General features: G+C 70.6%; 17 protein-coding genes and 1 pseudogene. 10 read left to right on the forward strand and 8 right to left on the reverse strand.

All coding sequences use genetic code 11. The features are described 5' to 3' along the window. The 7 genes and pseudogenes from ACFHWE_RS18680 to ACFHWE_RS18710 form a co-directional block, all read left to right on the forward strand. Window positions 1-586: chaplin family protein (locus tag ACFHWE_RS18680; RefSeq protein WP_416602964.1), on the forward strand; the 586-nt coding region annotated here is incomplete at its 5' end. A gap of 106 nt (window positions 587-692) precedes the next feature. Then, window positions 693-1,463 carry an SURF1 family protein gene (locus ACFHWE_RS18685; protein WP_416602965.1) on the forward strand — a complete coding sequence of 257 codons (771 nt, stop codon included), beginning with the start codon at window positions 693-695 and terminating at the stop codon, window positions 1,461-1,463. Between the two features lie 8 nt (window positions 1,464-1,471). Continuing rightward, entirely contained in the window at window positions 1,472-2,305 is an 834-nt protein-coding gene (locus ACFHWE_RS18690; protein WP_416602966.1) for a class I SAM-dependent methyltransferase, read from the forward strand. A 39-nt stretch (window positions 2,306-2,344) separates the two neighbouring features. Continuing rightward, window positions 2,345-2,606 (forward strand): annotated as a pseudogene (locus ACFHWE_RS18695) (hypothetical protein). Between the two features lie 47 nt (window positions 2,607-2,653). Next, on the forward strand, window positions 2,654-2,905 hold the full coding sequence (locus ACFHWE_RS18700) for a Smr/MutS family protein (RefSeq protein ID WP_416602967.1): 252 nt from the start codon (window positions 2,654-2,656) through the stop codon (window positions 2,903-2,905). 50 nt (window positions 2,906-2,955) lie between these two features. Next, window positions 2,956-3,234: an antitoxin of toxin-antitoxin stability system gene (locus ACFHWE_RS18705; RefSeq protein ID WP_416602968.1), complete on the forward strand. Its 279-nt coding sequence runs from the start codon at window positions 2,956-2,958 to the stop codon at window positions 3,232-3,234. A 29-nt stretch (window positions 3,235-3,263) separates the two neighbouring features. Continuing rightward, entirely contained in the window at window positions 3,264-3,512 is a 249-nt protein-coding gene (locus ACFHWE_RS18710) for a type II toxin-antitoxin system RelE family toxin (RefSeq protein ID WP_416603028.1), read from the forward strand. Window positions 3,513-3,640: 128 nt separating this feature from the next. On the opposite strand, the gene ACFHWE_RS18715 is transcribed toward ACFHWE_RS18710, so the two are convergent. The 3 genes from ACFHWE_RS18715 to ACFHWE_RS18725 form a co-directional block, all read right to left on the reverse strand. Next, complete coding sequence (locus tag ACFHWE_RS18715; RefSeq protein ID WP_416602969.1) at window positions 3,641-3,949, reverse strand: hypothetical protein; 309 nt, start codon at window positions 3,947-3,949, stop codon at window positions 3,641-3,643. 452 nt (window positions 3,950-4,401) lie between these two features. Continuing rightward, window positions 4,402-5,169 (reverse strand): glutamine amidotransferase, encoded by a 768-nt coding sequence (locus ACFHWE_RS18720; RefSeq protein ID WP_416602970.1) that lies wholly within the window; start codon window positions 5,167-5,169, stop codon window positions 4,402-4,404. A 46-nt stretch (window positions 5,170-5,215) separates the two neighbouring features. Then, entirely contained in the window at window positions 5,216-6,067 is an 852-nt protein-coding gene (locus ACFHWE_RS18725; protein ID WP_416602971.1) for an AraC family transcriptional regulator, read from the reverse strand. A 139-nt stretch (window positions 6,068-6,206) separates the two neighbouring features. Between ACFHWE_RS18725 and ACFHWE_RS18730 the strand changes: the two genes are divergently transcribed. Beyond that, window positions 6,207-6,752 (forward strand): carboxymuconolactone decarboxylase family protein, encoded by a 546-nt coding sequence (locus ACFHWE_RS18730; RefSeq protein ID WP_416602972.1) that lies wholly within the window; start codon window positions 6,207-6,209, stop codon window positions 6,750-6,752. 391 nt (window positions 6,753-7,143) lie between these two features. On the opposite strand, the gene ACFHWE_RS18735 is transcribed toward ACFHWE_RS18730, so the two are convergent. Both ACFHWE_RS18735 and ACFHWE_RS18740 read right to left on the reverse strand, forming a co-directional pair. Next, complete coding sequence (locus ACFHWE_RS18735) at window positions 7,144-7,332, reverse strand: DUF397 domain-containing protein (RefSeq protein ID WP_416602973.1); 189 nt, start codon at window positions 7,330-7,332, stop codon at window positions 7,144-7,146. 10 nt (window positions 7,333-7,342) lie between these two features. Next, the gene (locus tag ACFHWE_RS18740; protein WP_416602974.1) at window positions 7,343-7,648 is read right to left on the reverse strand and encodes a Scr1 family TA system antitoxin-like transcriptional regulator; all 306 of its coding nucleotides are present in this window, start codon (window positions 7,646-7,648) and stop codon (window positions 7,343-7,345) included. A 451-nt stretch (window positions 7,649-8,099) separates the two neighbouring features. On the opposite strand from ACFHWE_RS18740, the gene ACFHWE_RS18745 reads away from it, so the two are divergent. Continuing rightward, on the forward strand, window positions 8,100-9,392 hold the full coding sequence (locus ACFHWE_RS18745; protein ID WP_416603029.1) for an MFS transporter: 1,293 nt from the start codon (window positions 8,100-8,102) through the stop codon (window positions 9,390-9,392). 77 nt (window positions 9,393-9,469) lie between these two features. Here ACFHWE_RS18745 and ACFHWE_RS18750 read toward each other — a convergent pair whose 3' ends face one another. Then, window positions 9,470-10,126 (reverse strand): fasciclin domain-containing protein, encoded by a 657-nt coding sequence (locus ACFHWE_RS18750; RefSeq protein WP_416602975.1) that lies wholly within the window; start codon window positions 10,124-10,126, stop codon window positions 9,470-9,472. 393 nt (window positions 10,127-10,519) lie between these two features. On the opposite strand from ACFHWE_RS18750, the gene ACFHWE_RS18755 reads away from it, so the two are divergent. Then, window positions 10,520-12,082, forward strand: coding sequence for an OmpA family protein (locus ACFHWE_RS18755; RefSeq protein ID WP_416602976.1), 1,563 nt, complete (start codon window positions 10,520-10,522; stop codon window positions 12,080-12,082). A gap of 102 nt (window positions 12,083-12,184) precedes the next feature. Here the strand turns inward: ACFHWE_RS18755 and ACFHWE_RS18760 are convergent, their stop codons facing one another. Both ACFHWE_RS18760 and lpdA read right to left on the reverse strand, forming a co-directional pair. Beyond that, the gene (locus ACFHWE_RS18760; RefSeq protein WP_416602977.1) at window positions 12,185-13,054 is read right to left on the reverse strand and encodes a hypothetical protein; all 870 of its coding nucleotides are present in this window, start codon (window positions 13,052-13,054) and stop codon (window positions 12,185-12,187) included. 125 nt (window positions 13,055-13,179) lie between these two features. Further along, window positions 13,180-14,586 (reverse strand): dihydrolipoyl dehydrogenase, encoded by a 1,407-nt coding sequence (gene lpdA, locus ACFHWE_RS18765; RefSeq protein WP_416602978.1) that lies wholly within the window; start codon window positions 14,584-14,586, stop codon window positions 13,180-13,182. Between the last annotated feature and the right edge of the window lie 8 nt (window positions 14,587-14,594).

A 14,594-nucleotide genomic window follows, 5' to 3' on the forward strand; every position in this document is an offset into this window, starting at 1 on the left:
CGACACCTCCACGAGCGGTTCAGGCAGCATCGCCGGCGGCAACCAGATCATCATCCCCGTGGACCTGGCGATCGACGTCTGCGGCAACTCGATCGGGATCCTGGGGGTGGCCGGTTCCCAGTGCACCCAGTTCGTCGAACTCATCGAGCAGTCCGCCGAGGAGGAGACGGGCGGAGGGTCCGGCGATGACTCCGGCGAGACCACCACGGACGGCTCCGGCAGCATCGGCGGAGGCAACCAGGTGGAGGTTCCGGTGGACGGCGAGGTCGACGTCTGCGGCAACGCGATCTCCGTCCTCGGCACCGGGGGCGCCTCCTGCGAGGAGGAGACCGTGGAGGAGGGCGGCGAAGAGGACGGCGGTGACGAGGAGACCCCGGACGACGGCGGCGAGGAGACCCCCGACGACGAGGGTGAGGGCGGTGACGAGACCGACCAGCAGTCCGCCCCCGAGCCCCAGGCCGACGAGCAGCTCGCGATGACCGGCAGCACCATCGGCGGCCTGGTGGCCGCCGGGATCGCCGCGATCGGCGCCGGCGGCGGTGCGCTGTACCTCGCGCGCAAGCGCCGGGCCGCCGCTCAGGGCTGAGCGTACCCGTGGTGAGGGGCGGCGGCCGCCGGGAGAGCGGCCGCCGCCCCCGCCCGTGCCCGGGGGCGGTGAGGTCCGGGCGGGAACGTCTCATAACCTCGAAGACGTGCTCAAAGTCCTGTCCTCCCCGCGCATGCTGGCCTTCCACGCGCTGGTCGCGCTGATCGTGCCCGGCTTCATCTGGCTGGGCTTCTGGCAGTTGGACCGCTGGGAGCAGCGCAGCGCCGCAGCGCACCTGCAACAGGCCAACCTGACCGCCGACCCCGTCCCCCTGGCCGAGCTGACCGGTGTGGGCGCGGACGTGGCGCGCGCCGACCGGTGGCGCACGGTCGAGGCGGCCGGCACCTGGGACACCGAACACGAACTCCTGGTACGGCACCGCGACGGCTCCGGCGGGGTGGGCTTCCACGTACTCACCCCTCTGGTCACCGACGAGGGCCCGGCCGTCCTGGTCAACCGCGGCTGGATCCCGCGCGGGGAGACCGCGCGGGACACCCCGGAGGCCCCCGCGGGTGCCGAAGGGCGGGTCACCGTCACCGGCCGCCTCCAGTTTTCCGAGACCGAGGAGAACACCGGGCTGAGCAACCGCGAGGGGCTGCCCGAGGGGCAGATCATGATCGTGGAGGTCGACGCGCTCGCCGAGGGCCTCCCCTACCCGGTCTACGGCGGCTACATGGAACTCACCCGGCAGGACCCCGCGCCCGACCCCGCACCGGAGCGGGTCGCGGTCCGGGAGCTGACGTCGGGCATGAGCCTGTCCTACGCCGTGCAGTGGTGGGTGTTCTCCATCGTGGCCGTGGTCGGCTGGGCCTTCCTCGTCCGCAGGGAGATCAGGGACGCCCGGGAACCCGTCCCGAACGTCGACGCCGGAGTGTGAGCAGACCCATGGACGACCGCACCGAGTACGCGGGGACGGGAGGGGTCGGCCGCCGCCCCGTCGGCTCCCAGGAGAGCGCCCGCGCCGGGCGCCTGTGGTGGGACGGCGAGGCCGACGACTACCAGGCCGAGCACGGCGGGTTCCTCGGCGACGCCGACTTCGTGTGGGGCCCGGAGGGGTTGACCGAGGCCGAGGCCGGCCTGCTGGACCTGGAGCGCACGCGCGGGGGACGGTTCCTGGAGATCGGCTGCGGGGCCGGGCAGTGCTCCCGGTGGCTGCGTGATCAGGGGGTCCGCGAGGCAGTCGCCTTCGACCTCTCCTTCCGCCAGCTCCAGCACGCGCGCAGGATCGACGAGGGCCGGGAGGCCGGTGCCGGGGCGGCGACGGTGCAGGCCGACGCGCAGCGGCTCCCGTTCGCCGACGCCTCGTTCGACGTGGTGTTCTCGTCCTTCGGCGCGTTCCCCTTCCTGCCCGCCGCCTCCGACGCGCTCGCCGAGGCGGCCCGGGTGCTGCGCCCGGGCGGGCGGATGGTGTTCTCGGTGACGCACCCGGTGCGGTGGTGTTTCCCCGACGACCCCACCGAGCACGGGTTCACCGTGCGCCAGTCCTACTTCGACCGGCGCGCCTACGTGGAGGAGGACGAGCGCGGCCGGGTGGTCTACGTCGAGCACCACCGGACGGTGGGCGACTGGGTCCGGGGCATCACCGCCGCCGGGCTGTCCCTGCGCGAGGTGGTGGAACCGGAGTGGCCGGAGTGGAACGACCGGGTGTGGGGCGGCTGGGGGCCGGTCCGCGGCCGGATGGTCCCCGGCACGGCGGTGTTCTGCGCGGTCAGGCCGTAGGATCGCGGGGCCGTTCCCAGCAGAACTAGGAGTCACCCCGTGACCGATGTCCGGATCCGAGCCGCCCGCCCCTCCGACCACGCGCGCATCGTGGCGGTCTGCGACCACTGGTGGGGACGGCCGATGACGCACCTGCTGCCGCGCCTGTTCCTCGACCACTTCCACTCCACCAGCCTCACGGCCGAGGCGGGGGAGGGGCTGGATCGCCTTCCACCGGGCGTTCGGCTTCACCGTGACGGGGCCGCACGCGAACTACGACGGCCCGGGTGTGGACCGGACGGTGTTCGAACTGCGGCTGTGAGCCCGGGTCCGTATCATCCGAGGACCACCGGGTACGGAGGAGGGGCGATGCGGCTCAAGCTGGACCTGCACGACGTCTTCAACAAGGGGCGGGACATCGACCGGGCGCTCAACGACATCATGGACGAGGCGGAGCGGACCCGGGCCAAGACGGTGGAGATCATCCCCGGCAAGGGGTCTGGCCAGTTGAAGAAGCGGGTGTTGCGCTTCCTCGACCGCAAGGACGTCAAGGCCCGCTACCACCGGGTGGAGAAGGACTCGAAGAACTTCGGTCGCCTATGGATCCATTTTCGTCACTGACACCAGGACCACGAGTCGCCAAGTTGGCCAACTTGGCGTAGAATGGCGATATGAGTGCTGACCCTGTCGAGCTGTCTGTGGCCGAGGCCCGTGACCACTTTTCCCAGCGCGTGAACAGAGCCGCTTTCGGGGACGAAGTCACCTACGTGACGAGAGGGCGCAAGCACGAGCGAGTCGCCGCCATCGTCCCGATCGAGTTGGTCGAGGCCTACGAAGAGCTTCTCGACCAGCAGGACGGCCGTGTCGCACATCAGAGGCTGGAAGAGATCCGGTCCGGTGACGCCGAGGTCGTGTCCGCCGAGGATGTGGCCAAGGAGCTTGGCCTGTGACGGATGGGCAGCCGAGCCACTATGAAGTGGTGTTCGACGGTCGGGCCGGTAAGGAGCTCGGCAAGCTGGACAAGCCTGTGGCTCGTCGCGTGTACGCAGCCGTGATGGCCTTGGCTGAGGAGCCACGTCCGGACGGGTGCCGTCAGCTCAGCGGTTACCCAGGTCTGTGGCGTATCCGAGTGGGCGACCATCGAGTGGTCTACGCGATCGATGACGGCCGACTCGTCGTCCTCGCCCTGCGTGTCGCCCATCGTCGTGAGGTCTACCGCAAACTCTAGGGTCAGCCTTCCGTAAGTACGTCGATGTAAGTACTTCGGCCGCCTGTTCGTGCACTTCCGGCACTGAGGGGCGGCACCTTCGAACGCCGGGGCGGTCCTCCGGCATCGGGCCTCTCAGCCGGTGTCGGTCACACCTGGCCGTACAGCGTCGGCAGGTCGATCAGCCGGACGTCGTGAGACGTGTCGGCCTCCGTGCGAGCTTTGTCGTTGAAACCGCCGTCGCTGAAACAGAACAGATGGGTTCGCTCGGTGTCGTAGCGTCCGGTGCGGGTGATCAGATCACGGATGTGTCGGAGGCGATCGATGTGGGCCGAACCCATGGTGCCGTTCCATCTGGCCTCACCGATGCCCAGCAACGGGGGCTTCCGACTGCCGTCGGCGATACCGATGATGGCGACATCCACCTCGTGTCCGGTGCGAGCCCTGGGGTCGTGCACGACTCCGTGTCCGACACGGGCCGGCAGGCCGCCGAGGAGGTCGGGGTCGGCGTGGTGCAGCGTCGTCGGGTGGGTCGTGGTGGCGCTCCTCGTCCTCGCCGCCCTCGCTGCCCTGGTCGCGGTGCTGCGCGGGCCCCGGGGGCCTCGCGCGCAGATCCCGAACGCCCGGCGCCAGGTCTGGTTCGTGCTCGTGATCCCCTTGGAGGCCGCCCTGATCGTGGTTGGCCGGGCCCGAGCACGCCCCCGCGGCGGTCTGAGGAACCCGCCCGCGCCGGATCGGCGCGGGCGGGCTGGCCATACCCCTGGTTGAGGCCCTGACCGCTCCAACCCCGCGTGCGTGGGGCCCACCCCCACGAGAACAAGTAGGACACCTCGGCATCGGGTCCATCCCCGCGTGCGCGGCGTCGGCTCGCCCGGACGCCTCACGCCGCACCAGTGCGAGGTGCTGGCGCTCACGGCACGGGGGTGCTCCGACGGCTCGATAGCCGCCGGGTCCGCGCCGTCCTGTCCCAGACGGAGGCCTGAGAGACCTCGTCGAGCCACCGCTCGAACACGCGTGCCGCGGCCTCGGCGAGCCGGGGGCCGTGCGCGGCGGCGTCCGCACGGACGCGGCCGGGGCTGATACCCGCGGTCGCGAGCTCGTGCGTGTGCCCGACCAGCCACTGCTCGATCCGTGTGTGGTCGGCCTCCAGATGGAACTGGAGCCCCAGCACGTGCGGTCCCGCGCCGAACGCCTGGTTCGGGAACCCGGGTGTCCGCGCGAGGCGGTCGGCTCCCTCGGGTACGGCGAACTCGTCTCCGTGCCAGTGCAGTACCGGGACACCGTCCAGGGGCGCCAGCGCGGAGCGGCGCCCCTCGTCCGTCAGCGTCAGCGGCGCGTAGCCGATCTCCTTGCGCCCGGTGGCGACGACGTCCGCCCCGAGGGCCGCGGCCATGAGCTGTGCGCCCAGGCACACGCCGAGGGTGGGCAGGCCCGCGCGCATCCTCGCCCTGAGCGCGTCCCTCTCGGCACGCAGGAACGGGTAGGCGTCGTCCTCGTACACCCCGACGGGGCCGCCGAGCACGATCAGGAGGTCGGGTCGCAGAGCCGCCTCCGGTGTGATCGGCTCGATCGGGACGTCCAGGTACGACGTCCGGTAGCCCCGGGCGTCCAGCAGGGGCGCGAGGAGCCCGAGGTCCTCGAAGGGCACGTGTCGGAGTGCCAGCACGTCGCGTGTCATGGGTGTTGTCGCTCCTCGGTGGATCTCAGACGGGGGACAGGGCGGGTCAGCGGGTGTCGGCCAGCCAGGCGCGGGGCGACCGCCCCAGCTCGCGGGCGAACGCGCGGGAGAAGGACGGGGGGTTGGCGTAGCCGAGCTCCGCCGCCGTCTGGGCGACGGACGCCCCGCCCCGCAGCCGTTCCTGGGCGATCGTGAGCCGCCACCCCGTCACGTACTCGGCCGGCGACTGCCCGACGGCCGACTTGAACCGGGCGGCGAACGCGCTGCGCGACATGTGTGCCTCCCGCGCCATCGTGGCGAGTGTCCACGGTCCGCCGGGGGTCTCGTGGACCGCCACCAGGGCGCGGGCGAGGCGCTCGTCAGCGAGGCCCGTCAGCAGGCCGGCGGGCAGGGCGAGTTCGTCGGTGTGGTCCAGGAGCCACTGGAAGAGGTGGATGAGCACCACTTCGAACAGCCGGTCGGCCAGCACCCGGTGGCCGCAGCGCACGTTGTCGATCTCGGCGAACAGCAGGTCGAGCGAGGGCTCCAGGCTTTCGGTCTCCGTCATGGGCAGGACGACCACGGCCGGGAGGGTGCGCACGAGCGGGTGTGTGGCCCCGCCGTCGAAGTCGAGCGTCGCGCACGCGAAGTCGGAATCCTCGGTCGGGGCGTTGTGGAAGGAGTGCTCCAGGGGCCTCGGATAGAAGAGCAGGCTCGGCCGGTCGATCGTCCGGCGTTCCAGGTGCCCGTCCGCGCCGAGGTGGTCCACCTCCATCTCCCCGCGCCGCAGCACGTGGAGGAAGCCCCGGCCCGGCTGCGCGGCGAACGTCGTGACGCCGCACAGCGGTCCGGTGTGGAAGAGGCGTGTGCGCACCCGGAACCGTTCCAGAAGGGGAGACAGCCGGTCGATGGAAGCCACAAACACAATGTAGCAGACGATATGGTACGAACTGCGGACGATTTCCCGCTTTTCGTCCACGACCCGCTGTCAGTCTGTGAGTACGCCCCCCGGGGACTTCCACGAGGGGGCTATCGCGTCACGACCGAAGGGGTATCCCATGTCCACCGTCCACCTCGTCGAGCACGAGTCGGCCACCGGCGGCGTCAAGGAGCAACTCGACCAGATCCACGCCGCGTTCGGCACCGTCCCCGCGATGTTCCGGGCCGTCGCGAACTCGCCCGCCGCGCTCACCAGCATGTGGTCGTCGTTCGGGGCGTTCGCCGACGGGGCGCTCGGTCCCGCGCTCGGCGAGCAGGTCGCCGTCGCCGTCGCCAACCGCAACTCGTGTGAGTACTGCCTGGCCGCGCACACCGCCCTGGGGCGCAAGGCGGGCGTCAGCCGGGAAGCCCTGACGGCCGCGCAGGACGGCACCTCCGACGACCCCCGTACAGCGGCGCTCCTCCGCTTCGCCCAGCAACTCGTGGAGCACCGCGGGCAGGTGGCCCCCGAGGACGTGCAGGCCGTCCGCGACCAGGGCTGGAGCGATGAGCACATCGTCGAGGTCATCGCCCAGGTGGCCCTGAACCTGTTCACCAACTACATCAACATCGCGCTCGACGTTCCGGTCGACTTCCCCGCGGTGCGGCTGCGGCCCGCGAGCTGACACCGGTCGGCGGGGGTGGGAGGACCCGCCCCCGCGTGCGCGGGGCTCACACCACCGAGCTGTACTACGGGTCCGTGGACGAGGGTCCATCCCCGCGTGCGCGGGGCTCACACGAGGAAGGCGTTCGGGTCCGCCTACGCGGCCGGTCCATCCCCGCGTGCGCGGGGCTCACACTAAACGACCTGGGACAACGCAGCGCTTGATCTTCTTGTGATATCGACTGCGAGGCCCGTCCTCAACCGTATCGCCCTGGGCTCGCGCACGCAGCCCTACGGGCTCGGCTTCTGGCCGCTCACCGCCCTGGCCGATAGACTCGGCGCGGGATCATGCTTCTGGTAAGTATGGACAAGGCCCCGGCCGTCATCGGACCGGGGCCTTCGTCTTGCCCGCTTCAAGCGCGAGCAGCGGCCTTGAGCAGGGCGTCCCACTCGTCGGAACCGAAAGCCAGGTACCCCGCCTCGCGATGCTTGGTGTCGCGGAGGGCGGAGCCGCCGGGGAAGTCGGCGACCTCCACACAGTCCTGGGTCTGGCCGCCGCTGTAGCTGCTCTTGCGGAAGGTCAGGTGGGATTCTTCTGGCATGGCTACTCTCTCAGAGGGCTGACAGTCGGGAGCGGATCAGCTCGCGGGACTCGTCGATGGACAGCGCGGACGCCTGGACGAAATCGAACACGCGTGTGTACCGGCGGACCTGCTCCTGGGCCTCCAGGTAGAGCTCCTCGGACACGGCCTCCAGGTACACGATCGGCGGATCCGGCATTGGGAACTCCAGAAGCACGAAGTGGCCCGTGAGCTGTTTGGCTTCGGCGGCGACGGCCTTCGCTGTGTAACCGGCCTTCTCGCACTGCTCGAAAAGGAGGCGGCTGAGGCGACGCCGACGCAGTGTCGGGCTGACCACGGCGCTGTCCTTCCTCGGAGATCCCTGTGGGTGGCCTGAGCCCACGCCGCCGAGCCCCCGTCCTCCGGGAAGCCGCAGACCTCGGGGAAGCGAGCCTCCGGCTCCATCCGGCGGGTGGTCTGACATGAGGCGTGTGTGCGACATCGCCCAACTGCCCACCCTGGCCGACCTCGCCTCCTGGGCGCGCGGGCTCCGCCCAACGAGCGGGGTCGAGGTGCGTTGTCGTGTAGTCGAGGTTCGCTCTGGGGCGAACCTCGGCGCTGAGTTTCGTCTTGGGGCGAACCTCGACAGTGCGGTGAGGCGGGTGTGTGACGCAGGACATCGAAAGGTCGGAGATACCCAGGGCGACATTTCGGTAAAAAGTTATTCATGACCCCATAATGGGTTTTATGAGACTTTCACCTTTTGACCGGTCCGTTCACCGGTCCACTGAGTTATGCCGCACGCAGGGATGACCGCCGAGCGGTGGCGCCCGTCCGCTCCCCTCTGGCGGCCCCTGCCGCCGAGCGGCGCGGACGGCTCCGGGGCGCTGCTCCGCAACCGCGACTTCCAGGCGCTCTGGAGCAGCCGTTTCTTCGCCGGGCTGGGCAAGGAGATCGGCGAGGTCGCCTACCCCCTCCTCGTCCTGCTCTTCGTCGGCTCGGCCACGACCGCCGGAGCCGTCGGCGCGGCCCAGGTCGCCACGGCGATGGTCTCCGTACTCGTGGGCGGGGCACTCGCCGACCGCGTCAACCGCCGGGTGGTGCTGCTCTGCTGCGACCTGGGAAGGCTCGTCCTGCTCGCCCTGTTCGCACTGCTGCTGTTCACCGGGCACGCCTCGATCCCCTTCGCCATGGGCGTGGCGATGGCCTCGGCCGCCATGTCGGGCGTCTCCAATCCGGTGGCGATGGCGGCCACCAAACAACTGGTCCCGCCCGCCCAACTGGCGGACGCCGCGGCACAGAACCAGGTCCGCCTCTTCACCACGACCGCCTTCGGGGCGCCCGTCGCGGGCTCCCTGTTCACCCTGGCGCGGGCGCTGCCCTTCCTCGCGGAGGCCCTCAGCTACCTGGCCGCCGCCGCGCTGGTGCTCTACGTACGGCGCCCCTTGCAGGGCGAGCGCACCGCGCTGCCGCGCGGGTGGAGCGTGCACAGCGCGGTCAGCGGGTTTTTGGTGCTGGCCAGGAACCCGATCCTGCGGCCGATGATGCTGTGGATCACCATTTTCAATCTGGCTTTCGCCCAGACGGGCGTCTTTCTCGCGATCATCGCCACCGCGGAGGGGATGGGCGCGTCGAGCGTCCGGATCGGTGCGGCCGTCTCCCTCGCCGGTGCGGGCGGCCTGGTGGGCTCCCTGGCCTCGGGGGCGGTCGTCCGGTGGGTGCGCCCGTCCACCACCTTCCTCGCCGTGGCGTGGGCGGCCCCGGCCTGCGCCCTGGCGCTGCTGGCCGCTCCGGACGTGCTGCTCCTCGGGGTGATCGTCGGCTGCCTGTTCGCGATGGTCCCGTGCGTCAACGCCGTGTTCTACGGCTACGTGGCCGCGTCGGTGGCCGACGGCCACCAGGGGCGCGTCCTGGGCGCGGTGTCGTTCCTCTCCCTGCTGTCCCAACCGGCGGGCATCCTCGGCATCGGCATCGTGTTCGACACGGCCGGTCCCATGTGGGTCTTCCTGATGATGGCCGTGGTGTCCGGCCTGGCCGCGCTGGTGAGCCTGGCCCCCGTCATGCGCCGGTTGCCGCGTCCGGAGGAGGTCACCGTGTCCTGACGGGGGCGCCGCCGGGGTGCCCGGACGGTCCGGCCTCATCGCGCGGACCGCCCGGGCGGTTCGGAGGGTCAGGAGGTTCAGGAGGGCATCAGCACGCCGTCGATCATGTACACGGTGGCGTTGGAGGTCTGGATGTTGCCGCAGACCACCTGGGCCTCGCCGTTCACGGTGTACTCCTCGCCGGAGCCCTCCGTGGTGATGTCCTCGCCCTGGAGCGAGGTGAACGTGCCCGACTCCAGAGCGGTCGGGTCCTGCTTGCCCTCCACGACGTGGTAGTTCAGGACGTTGGTGAGCTGCTCCTGGTCGGCGAGCAGGGCGTCGAGGTCCTCCTGCGGGATCGCCTCGAAGGCCTCGTTGGTGGGCGCGAACACCGTGATGTCCTCGGCGGAGTTGAGGGTGTCGACCATGTCGGCCTCCTCGATCGCGCTGACCAGGGTGGACAGGTCCGGGTTGTCGGAGGCCGCGGTCGCCACCGGCTCCTGGGCCATGCTGTCCATGCTGTCGGCGGGGATGTCCGCGCAGGCGGTGCCGAAGGGCTCCGTCGCGGCCATGTCGTCGCCGGTCGCCTCCATGTCGTCGGTGGTCTCCGTTCCCTCCGTCATCCCGGTGCCGTCGGTGGCCGTGGGAGACGCCGAACCGACGGCCTCCTCACCGGTCGATCCACCGCAGGCGGCCAGCCCGAGGGCCAGAAGAGCGGCGGAAGCGGTGACGGTGAGGGCGTTCTTCGCAGGCATGGGGAATCTCCTTCGATTCATTCGGATGGCAGCGGCCAAGGTGACCGCGAAGAGTGATTCTTTCATTGCTGAGCGTTGAAATGGTGCCGGTTCCGTCCAAAGGCGTGGCCAGTTGCGGGGAGGAGGCCCTGCTCCCGTGGCCGCCCGGGCGCTACCGGCCCCGCCGCCCCGCGTGTCGTGCGGGCGGGGGTGCTCCGCCGTCCCTGCGGTATGTGCCGACCCTGCGCGCTTTCCGTGCTCACACGGGATACTCGCGGGCCGACCGGAAGCGGATCGGCGGCCGGGAGAATCTTCTTCGGTGAGCGGCCCTAGGGGGGACGTGTGGTCGGCGGGGTTGACCGATTGGTAGAGGATGTTCCCGGTACATCCCCTCAACGATCGGAGTTCCCCCACATGGTGCGTCAGACGCCCCTGTCGGCGGTCGCGGTGGTCGCCGCGGGAGCCCTCCTGCTCAGCGGCTGTACGGTCGGCGACGGCCCGCCCGACGTGAGGGAGGACTTCCCCTACGTCCGCGAGGGCCGCATCTTCCAGGACACCGGCCAGGACAACGAGATGACCTTCTCCGTCACGGGTCTGGAGCGGACCGGCGACTACACGGTCATGTACTACGAGATCACCTACGACGAGGACTTCTCCGGCCCCAACCGCAACCTGAGCATGGCCCACACCCTGGTCGACCCCATGACCGGCCGCGTGTACCGGCAGTTCCTCGACGCGGAGGGGCTCAAGTACGGCTCGGAGAGCCCGAACGGCGACGGCCTGTACCCGGTGCACGACGGGGTCACCAACGAGTACGTCCGCTACTTCCCGCGCCTGCCCGACGAGGTGGAGCAGGTGACCTTCATCGGCAGCGGCCTGGGCGCGATGACCGGTATCCCGGTCCAGGACGTGGAGCAGGAGCGGCCGGACCCGGAGGACCCCAACGGTGCCGACCACCTCACGCTCGACAACCCCCCTCCGGCGGGGGAGAACCTCACCTTCGCCAACCGGCGTCCGGGCGAGGACGCGGTGGCCGACGAGGGCTGGGTACAGAGTTTCGTCGACTCCGAGGTCGCCTCCACGACCCGCGACGGCGACCGGGAGATCATCTCCCTGCACTCCGACGTGATGTTCGACTTCGACAGTTCGGAGCTGACGCCCGAGGCTGAGGAGGTGGTGCGCCGCGCCGCCACGACGCTGGCCGCCAACGTCGACCCCGACGACCCCGTCATCACCGTCATCGGCCACACGGACGGCATCGGCACCGCCGCCTACAACGACAACCTGTCCGTGGAGCGCGCCGAGACCGTCCGCGACCTGCTCGCCGAGGAGATCGGGTCCGGCTACGACCTGGAGGTCGAGGGGCGCGGCATGGACGAGCCGATCGCCCGGGAGGGCGGCCCCGACGACGAGCAGGCCCGGGCCCGCAACCGCCGCGTCGAGTTCTCCTACGTGTTCGACGAGTCGCCCGAGGTCTCCGAGGACGAGGCCTACGATGACGACGGCCTGGGCGTCGCCCAGCGCACCGTCACCTGGCCCGCGCCCTACACCGACGACCCGGGGCGGGTCGTGGCCACGGGCGAGCTGGACGGCGTCGAGCTGGAGATCCACCCGCTGCGCCGTGACGGCGCGTACGTGATCGGCACGTTCTCCCTGACCAACACCGGGGACGAGCCGACCCTGCCCGAACTGGGCGGGTCGGACACGATCGCCGGCGGACCGGAGCAGTTCAACAAGGGCACGCTCGGCGGCTTCCAGCTCCTGGAGCCCGAGAGCGGCCTGGTGCGGTACGTGGCGCAGATGGACTTCGGCGAGGGGCGCTACAGCAGCTTCGCCGAGGAGGTGCACATGCTCCAGCCGGACAACACCTACAACCTGGTCGCCGTGTTCCCCGCGCCCGCCGCGGGCGTCGAGCGGTTGACCCTGCGGGCCGGCCCGTTCGGGGTGTTCGAGGAGATCCCGGTCGAGACGCCCTGACCGCGTCCCGACCGAGCCGGGGGGCGCGGCAGCGGACTCCGCTGCCGCGCCCCCCGCGCGTCCGGCCCCGGGCGGGCACCGTCGGCCCCGTCCCGGGAGCGGTCAGTTCCTGACCAGGGAGGCCGCCTCCAGGACCACGCGCTCCAGATCGGCGCGCTCCACCTCGTCGTTGACGACGATGACGGTCACGTACAGCTCACCGGGCAGGGACAGGTACAGGTGGCGGCTCGAACCGTCCACGGTGCCCACGTACTCCAGGTCGCCGCCCAGGTTGTCGGACTCCTCGGTGTGGTAGGTGTCCACGTCCACGTCGACGTCCACCTCCCAGTTCATCTCCTCCTCGGCCCCGGGGACCTCGACGACGTCGGGGTTGACACTTGGGTCGGCGCCGTGGGTGAACACGACGGTCAGCGCCGGTGCGCCGGGCTCCCCGCTGCCGTCGCCGTAGGAGCACACGAGCTGCTCGGCGCCGTCGACGCCCTCGACGGCTCCCCTCTCCTCGGTGAGGGCGGTGCCCGGGGCGAGGTCGCCGACGGCGCCCGCGACGCCCGCGGCCGCGCAGGACTCGGGGAGCGTGTAGTCCGGGGCGTCGGAGGGCTCCTCCTCGGGCACGGGCACGGCACTGGGCAGGGCGATGCCCAGGTCCAGGTCGAGTTCGTCGCCGCCGCCGAACCAGTCGATGTCCCAGTCCCAGTTCCACTCCCAGTTCCAGTCGGGCCAGTCGAAACCGGTGTCCTCGGCGGCTTGGGAGGCGGCGTCGGAGGCGACGCCTTCGAGGTCCTCGGCCGCGTCGGAGGCGGCCTCGGACGCGGAGTCCTGGAGGTCGTCGGCGGCCTGGGAGGCGGAGTCCCCGAGTTCGGAGGCGGTGTCGGGTCCGGAGGCCTCACAGCCGACGAGGAGGACGCCGCCGACGACGACGGCGACGGCGGCGGTGCCCAGGCACGAGAGAGGGGTGGAGGGGATCAGGCGCATGGATGGGGCTTTCGGCTCGGGGAGTGCCGGGCGGTGGGAGGCGGCGCCGGCGGGGGACTACAGGGCAACTTAGCAAGTTCCCGGACGCCCCGCCGACGCGGCCGCGTCCCCTGAACCGCGGTGGTTCAGAGGTTGATCATGTGGCCGGCCAGGCCGTGCACGGCCTCCTTGACCGCCTCGCTCAGCGTGGGGTGGGCGTGGATGTTGCGCGCCACCTCGTGCACCGTCAGGTCCCACTGCTGGGCCAGGGTGAGCTCGGGCAGCAGTTCGGTGACGTCGGGGCCGATCATGTGGGCGCCGAGGAACTCCCCGTAGGTTCCGTCGGAGATGATCTTGACGAACCCCTTCGTCTCGCCCAGGCCGTGCGCCTTGCCGTTGGCCATGAACGGGAACTTGGCGACCTGGACGTCGAACCCGGCCTCCTTCGCCTCGCTCTCGCCGTAGCCGAAGCTGGCGATCTGCGGCTGGCAGTAGGTGGCACGCGGGACGAACCGGTAGTCGATCTCCTGCGTCTCGGCGCCGGCGATGGTCTCCACCGCGACGATGCCCATGGCCTCGGCGGTGTGCGCCAGCATGAGCTTGGCGGTCACGTCGCCGATGGCGAAGATGTTGGGGACGCTGGTGCGGCCCCGGGCGTCGATGTCGATCGCGCCGCGCTCGGTCAGCGCCACACCGGTCTTCTCCAGGCCGTAGCCCTCCACGTTGGGGGCGAAGCCGATGGCCTGGAGGAGCTTGTCCGCCTCCAGGGTCTGCTCCTTCCCGTCCTTGTCGGAGACGGTGACGCGGACGTTCGATCCGGTGTCCTCCACCGACTCCACGCGGGTGGAGGTCATGACCTTCACGCCGAGCCTCTTGTAGGCGCGGGCCAGCTCCTTGGAGACCTCCTCGTCCTCCAGGGGCACCATGCGGTCCAGGAACTCGACGACGGTGACGTCGACGCCGTAGTTGGCCATCACGTAGGCGAACTCGACGCCGATGGCCCCGGCTCCGGCGATGACGATGCTCCCGGGGAGCTCCTCGGTGAGGATCTGCTCCTCGTAGGTGACGACCTGCTCGGAGAGGGCCGTACCGGGCAGCAGCTTGGTGGAGGCCCCGGCGGCGATCACCGCGTTGTCGAACGTGACGGTCTCGGTGGAGCCGTCCTCGCCGCGGACCTCGACGGTGTTGGCGTCGAGGAAGGTCCCGCGCCCGTCGAGTTCGGTGATCTTGTTCTTCTTCATGAGGAAGTGGACGCCCTTGACGCGGCCCTCGGCCACCTCCCGGCTGCGGCTGAACGCCTTGCCGTAGTCGAACTCCACCGTTCCGTCGACCCGGATGCCGAAGAGGTCGGCGTCGTGGGTGAACAGGTGGGCCAGTTCGGCGTTGCGCAGCAGGGCCTTGGAGGGGATGCAGCCCACGTTGAGGCAGACGCCGCCCCAGTACTTCTCCTCGATGACGGCTGTGTTGAGGCCCAGTTGGGCGGCGCGGATCGCCGCGACGTAGCCGCCCGGCCCGGCGCCGAGGACCACCAGATCGAAGTGTCGTTGTCCCATGACGGGAT

It is taken from the genome of Nocardiopsis sp. LOL_012, from assembly GCF_048060475.1.
Lineage (GTDB): Bacteria > Actinomycetota > Actinomycetes > Streptosporangiales > Streptosporangiaceae > Nocardiopsis.

Excerpts from the sequence above, each read along its gene's own strand:
- ACFHWE_RS18730 (WP_416602972.1), top strand. The coding sequence starts at position 6,207 with ATGTCCACCGTCCACCTCGTCGAGCACGAGTCGGCCACCGGCGGCGTC.
- ACFHWE_RS18735 (WP_416602973.1), bottom strand. The coding sequence starts at position 7,332 with ATGCCAGAAGAATCCCACCTGACCTTCCGCAAGAGCAGCTACAGCGGC.
- lpdA (WP_416602978.1), bottom strand. The coding sequence starts at position 14,586 with ATGGGACAACGACACTTCGATCTGGTGGTCCTCGGCGCCGGGCCGGGC.
- ACFHWE_RS18705 (WP_416602968.1), top strand. The coding sequence starts at position 2,956 with ATGAGTGCTGACCCTGTCGAGCTGTCTGTGGCCGAGGCCCGTGACCAC.
- ACFHWE_RS18760 (WP_416602977.1), bottom strand. The coding sequence starts at position 13,054 with ATGCGCCTGATCCCCTCCACCCCTCTCTCGTGCCTGGGCACCGCCGCC.
- ACFHWE_RS18750 (WP_416602975.1), bottom strand. The coding sequence starts at position 10,126 with ATGCCTGCGAAGAACGCCCTCACCGTCACCGCTTCCGCCGCTCTTCTG.
- ACFHWE_RS18755 (WP_416602976.1), top strand. The coding sequence starts at position 10,520 with ATGGTGCGTCAGACGCCCCTGTCGGCGGTCGCGGTGGTCGCCGCGGGA.
- ACFHWE_RS18720 (WP_416602970.1), bottom strand. The coding sequence starts at position 5,169 with ATGACACGCGACGTGCTGGCACTCCGACACGTGCCCTTCGAGGACCTC.
- ACFHWE_RS18745 (WP_416603029.1), top strand. The coding sequence starts at position 8,100 with ATGACCGCCGAGCGGTGGCGCCCGTCCGCTCCCCTCTGGCGGCCCCTG.
- ACFHWE_RS18700 (WP_416602967.1), top strand. The coding sequence starts at position 2,654 with ATGCGGCTCAAGCTGGACCTGCACGACGTCTTCAACAAGGGGCGGGAC.
- ACFHWE_RS18690 (WP_416602966.1), top strand. The coding sequence starts at position 1,472 with ATGGACGACCGCACCGAGTACGCGGGGACGGGAGGGGTCGGCCGCCGC.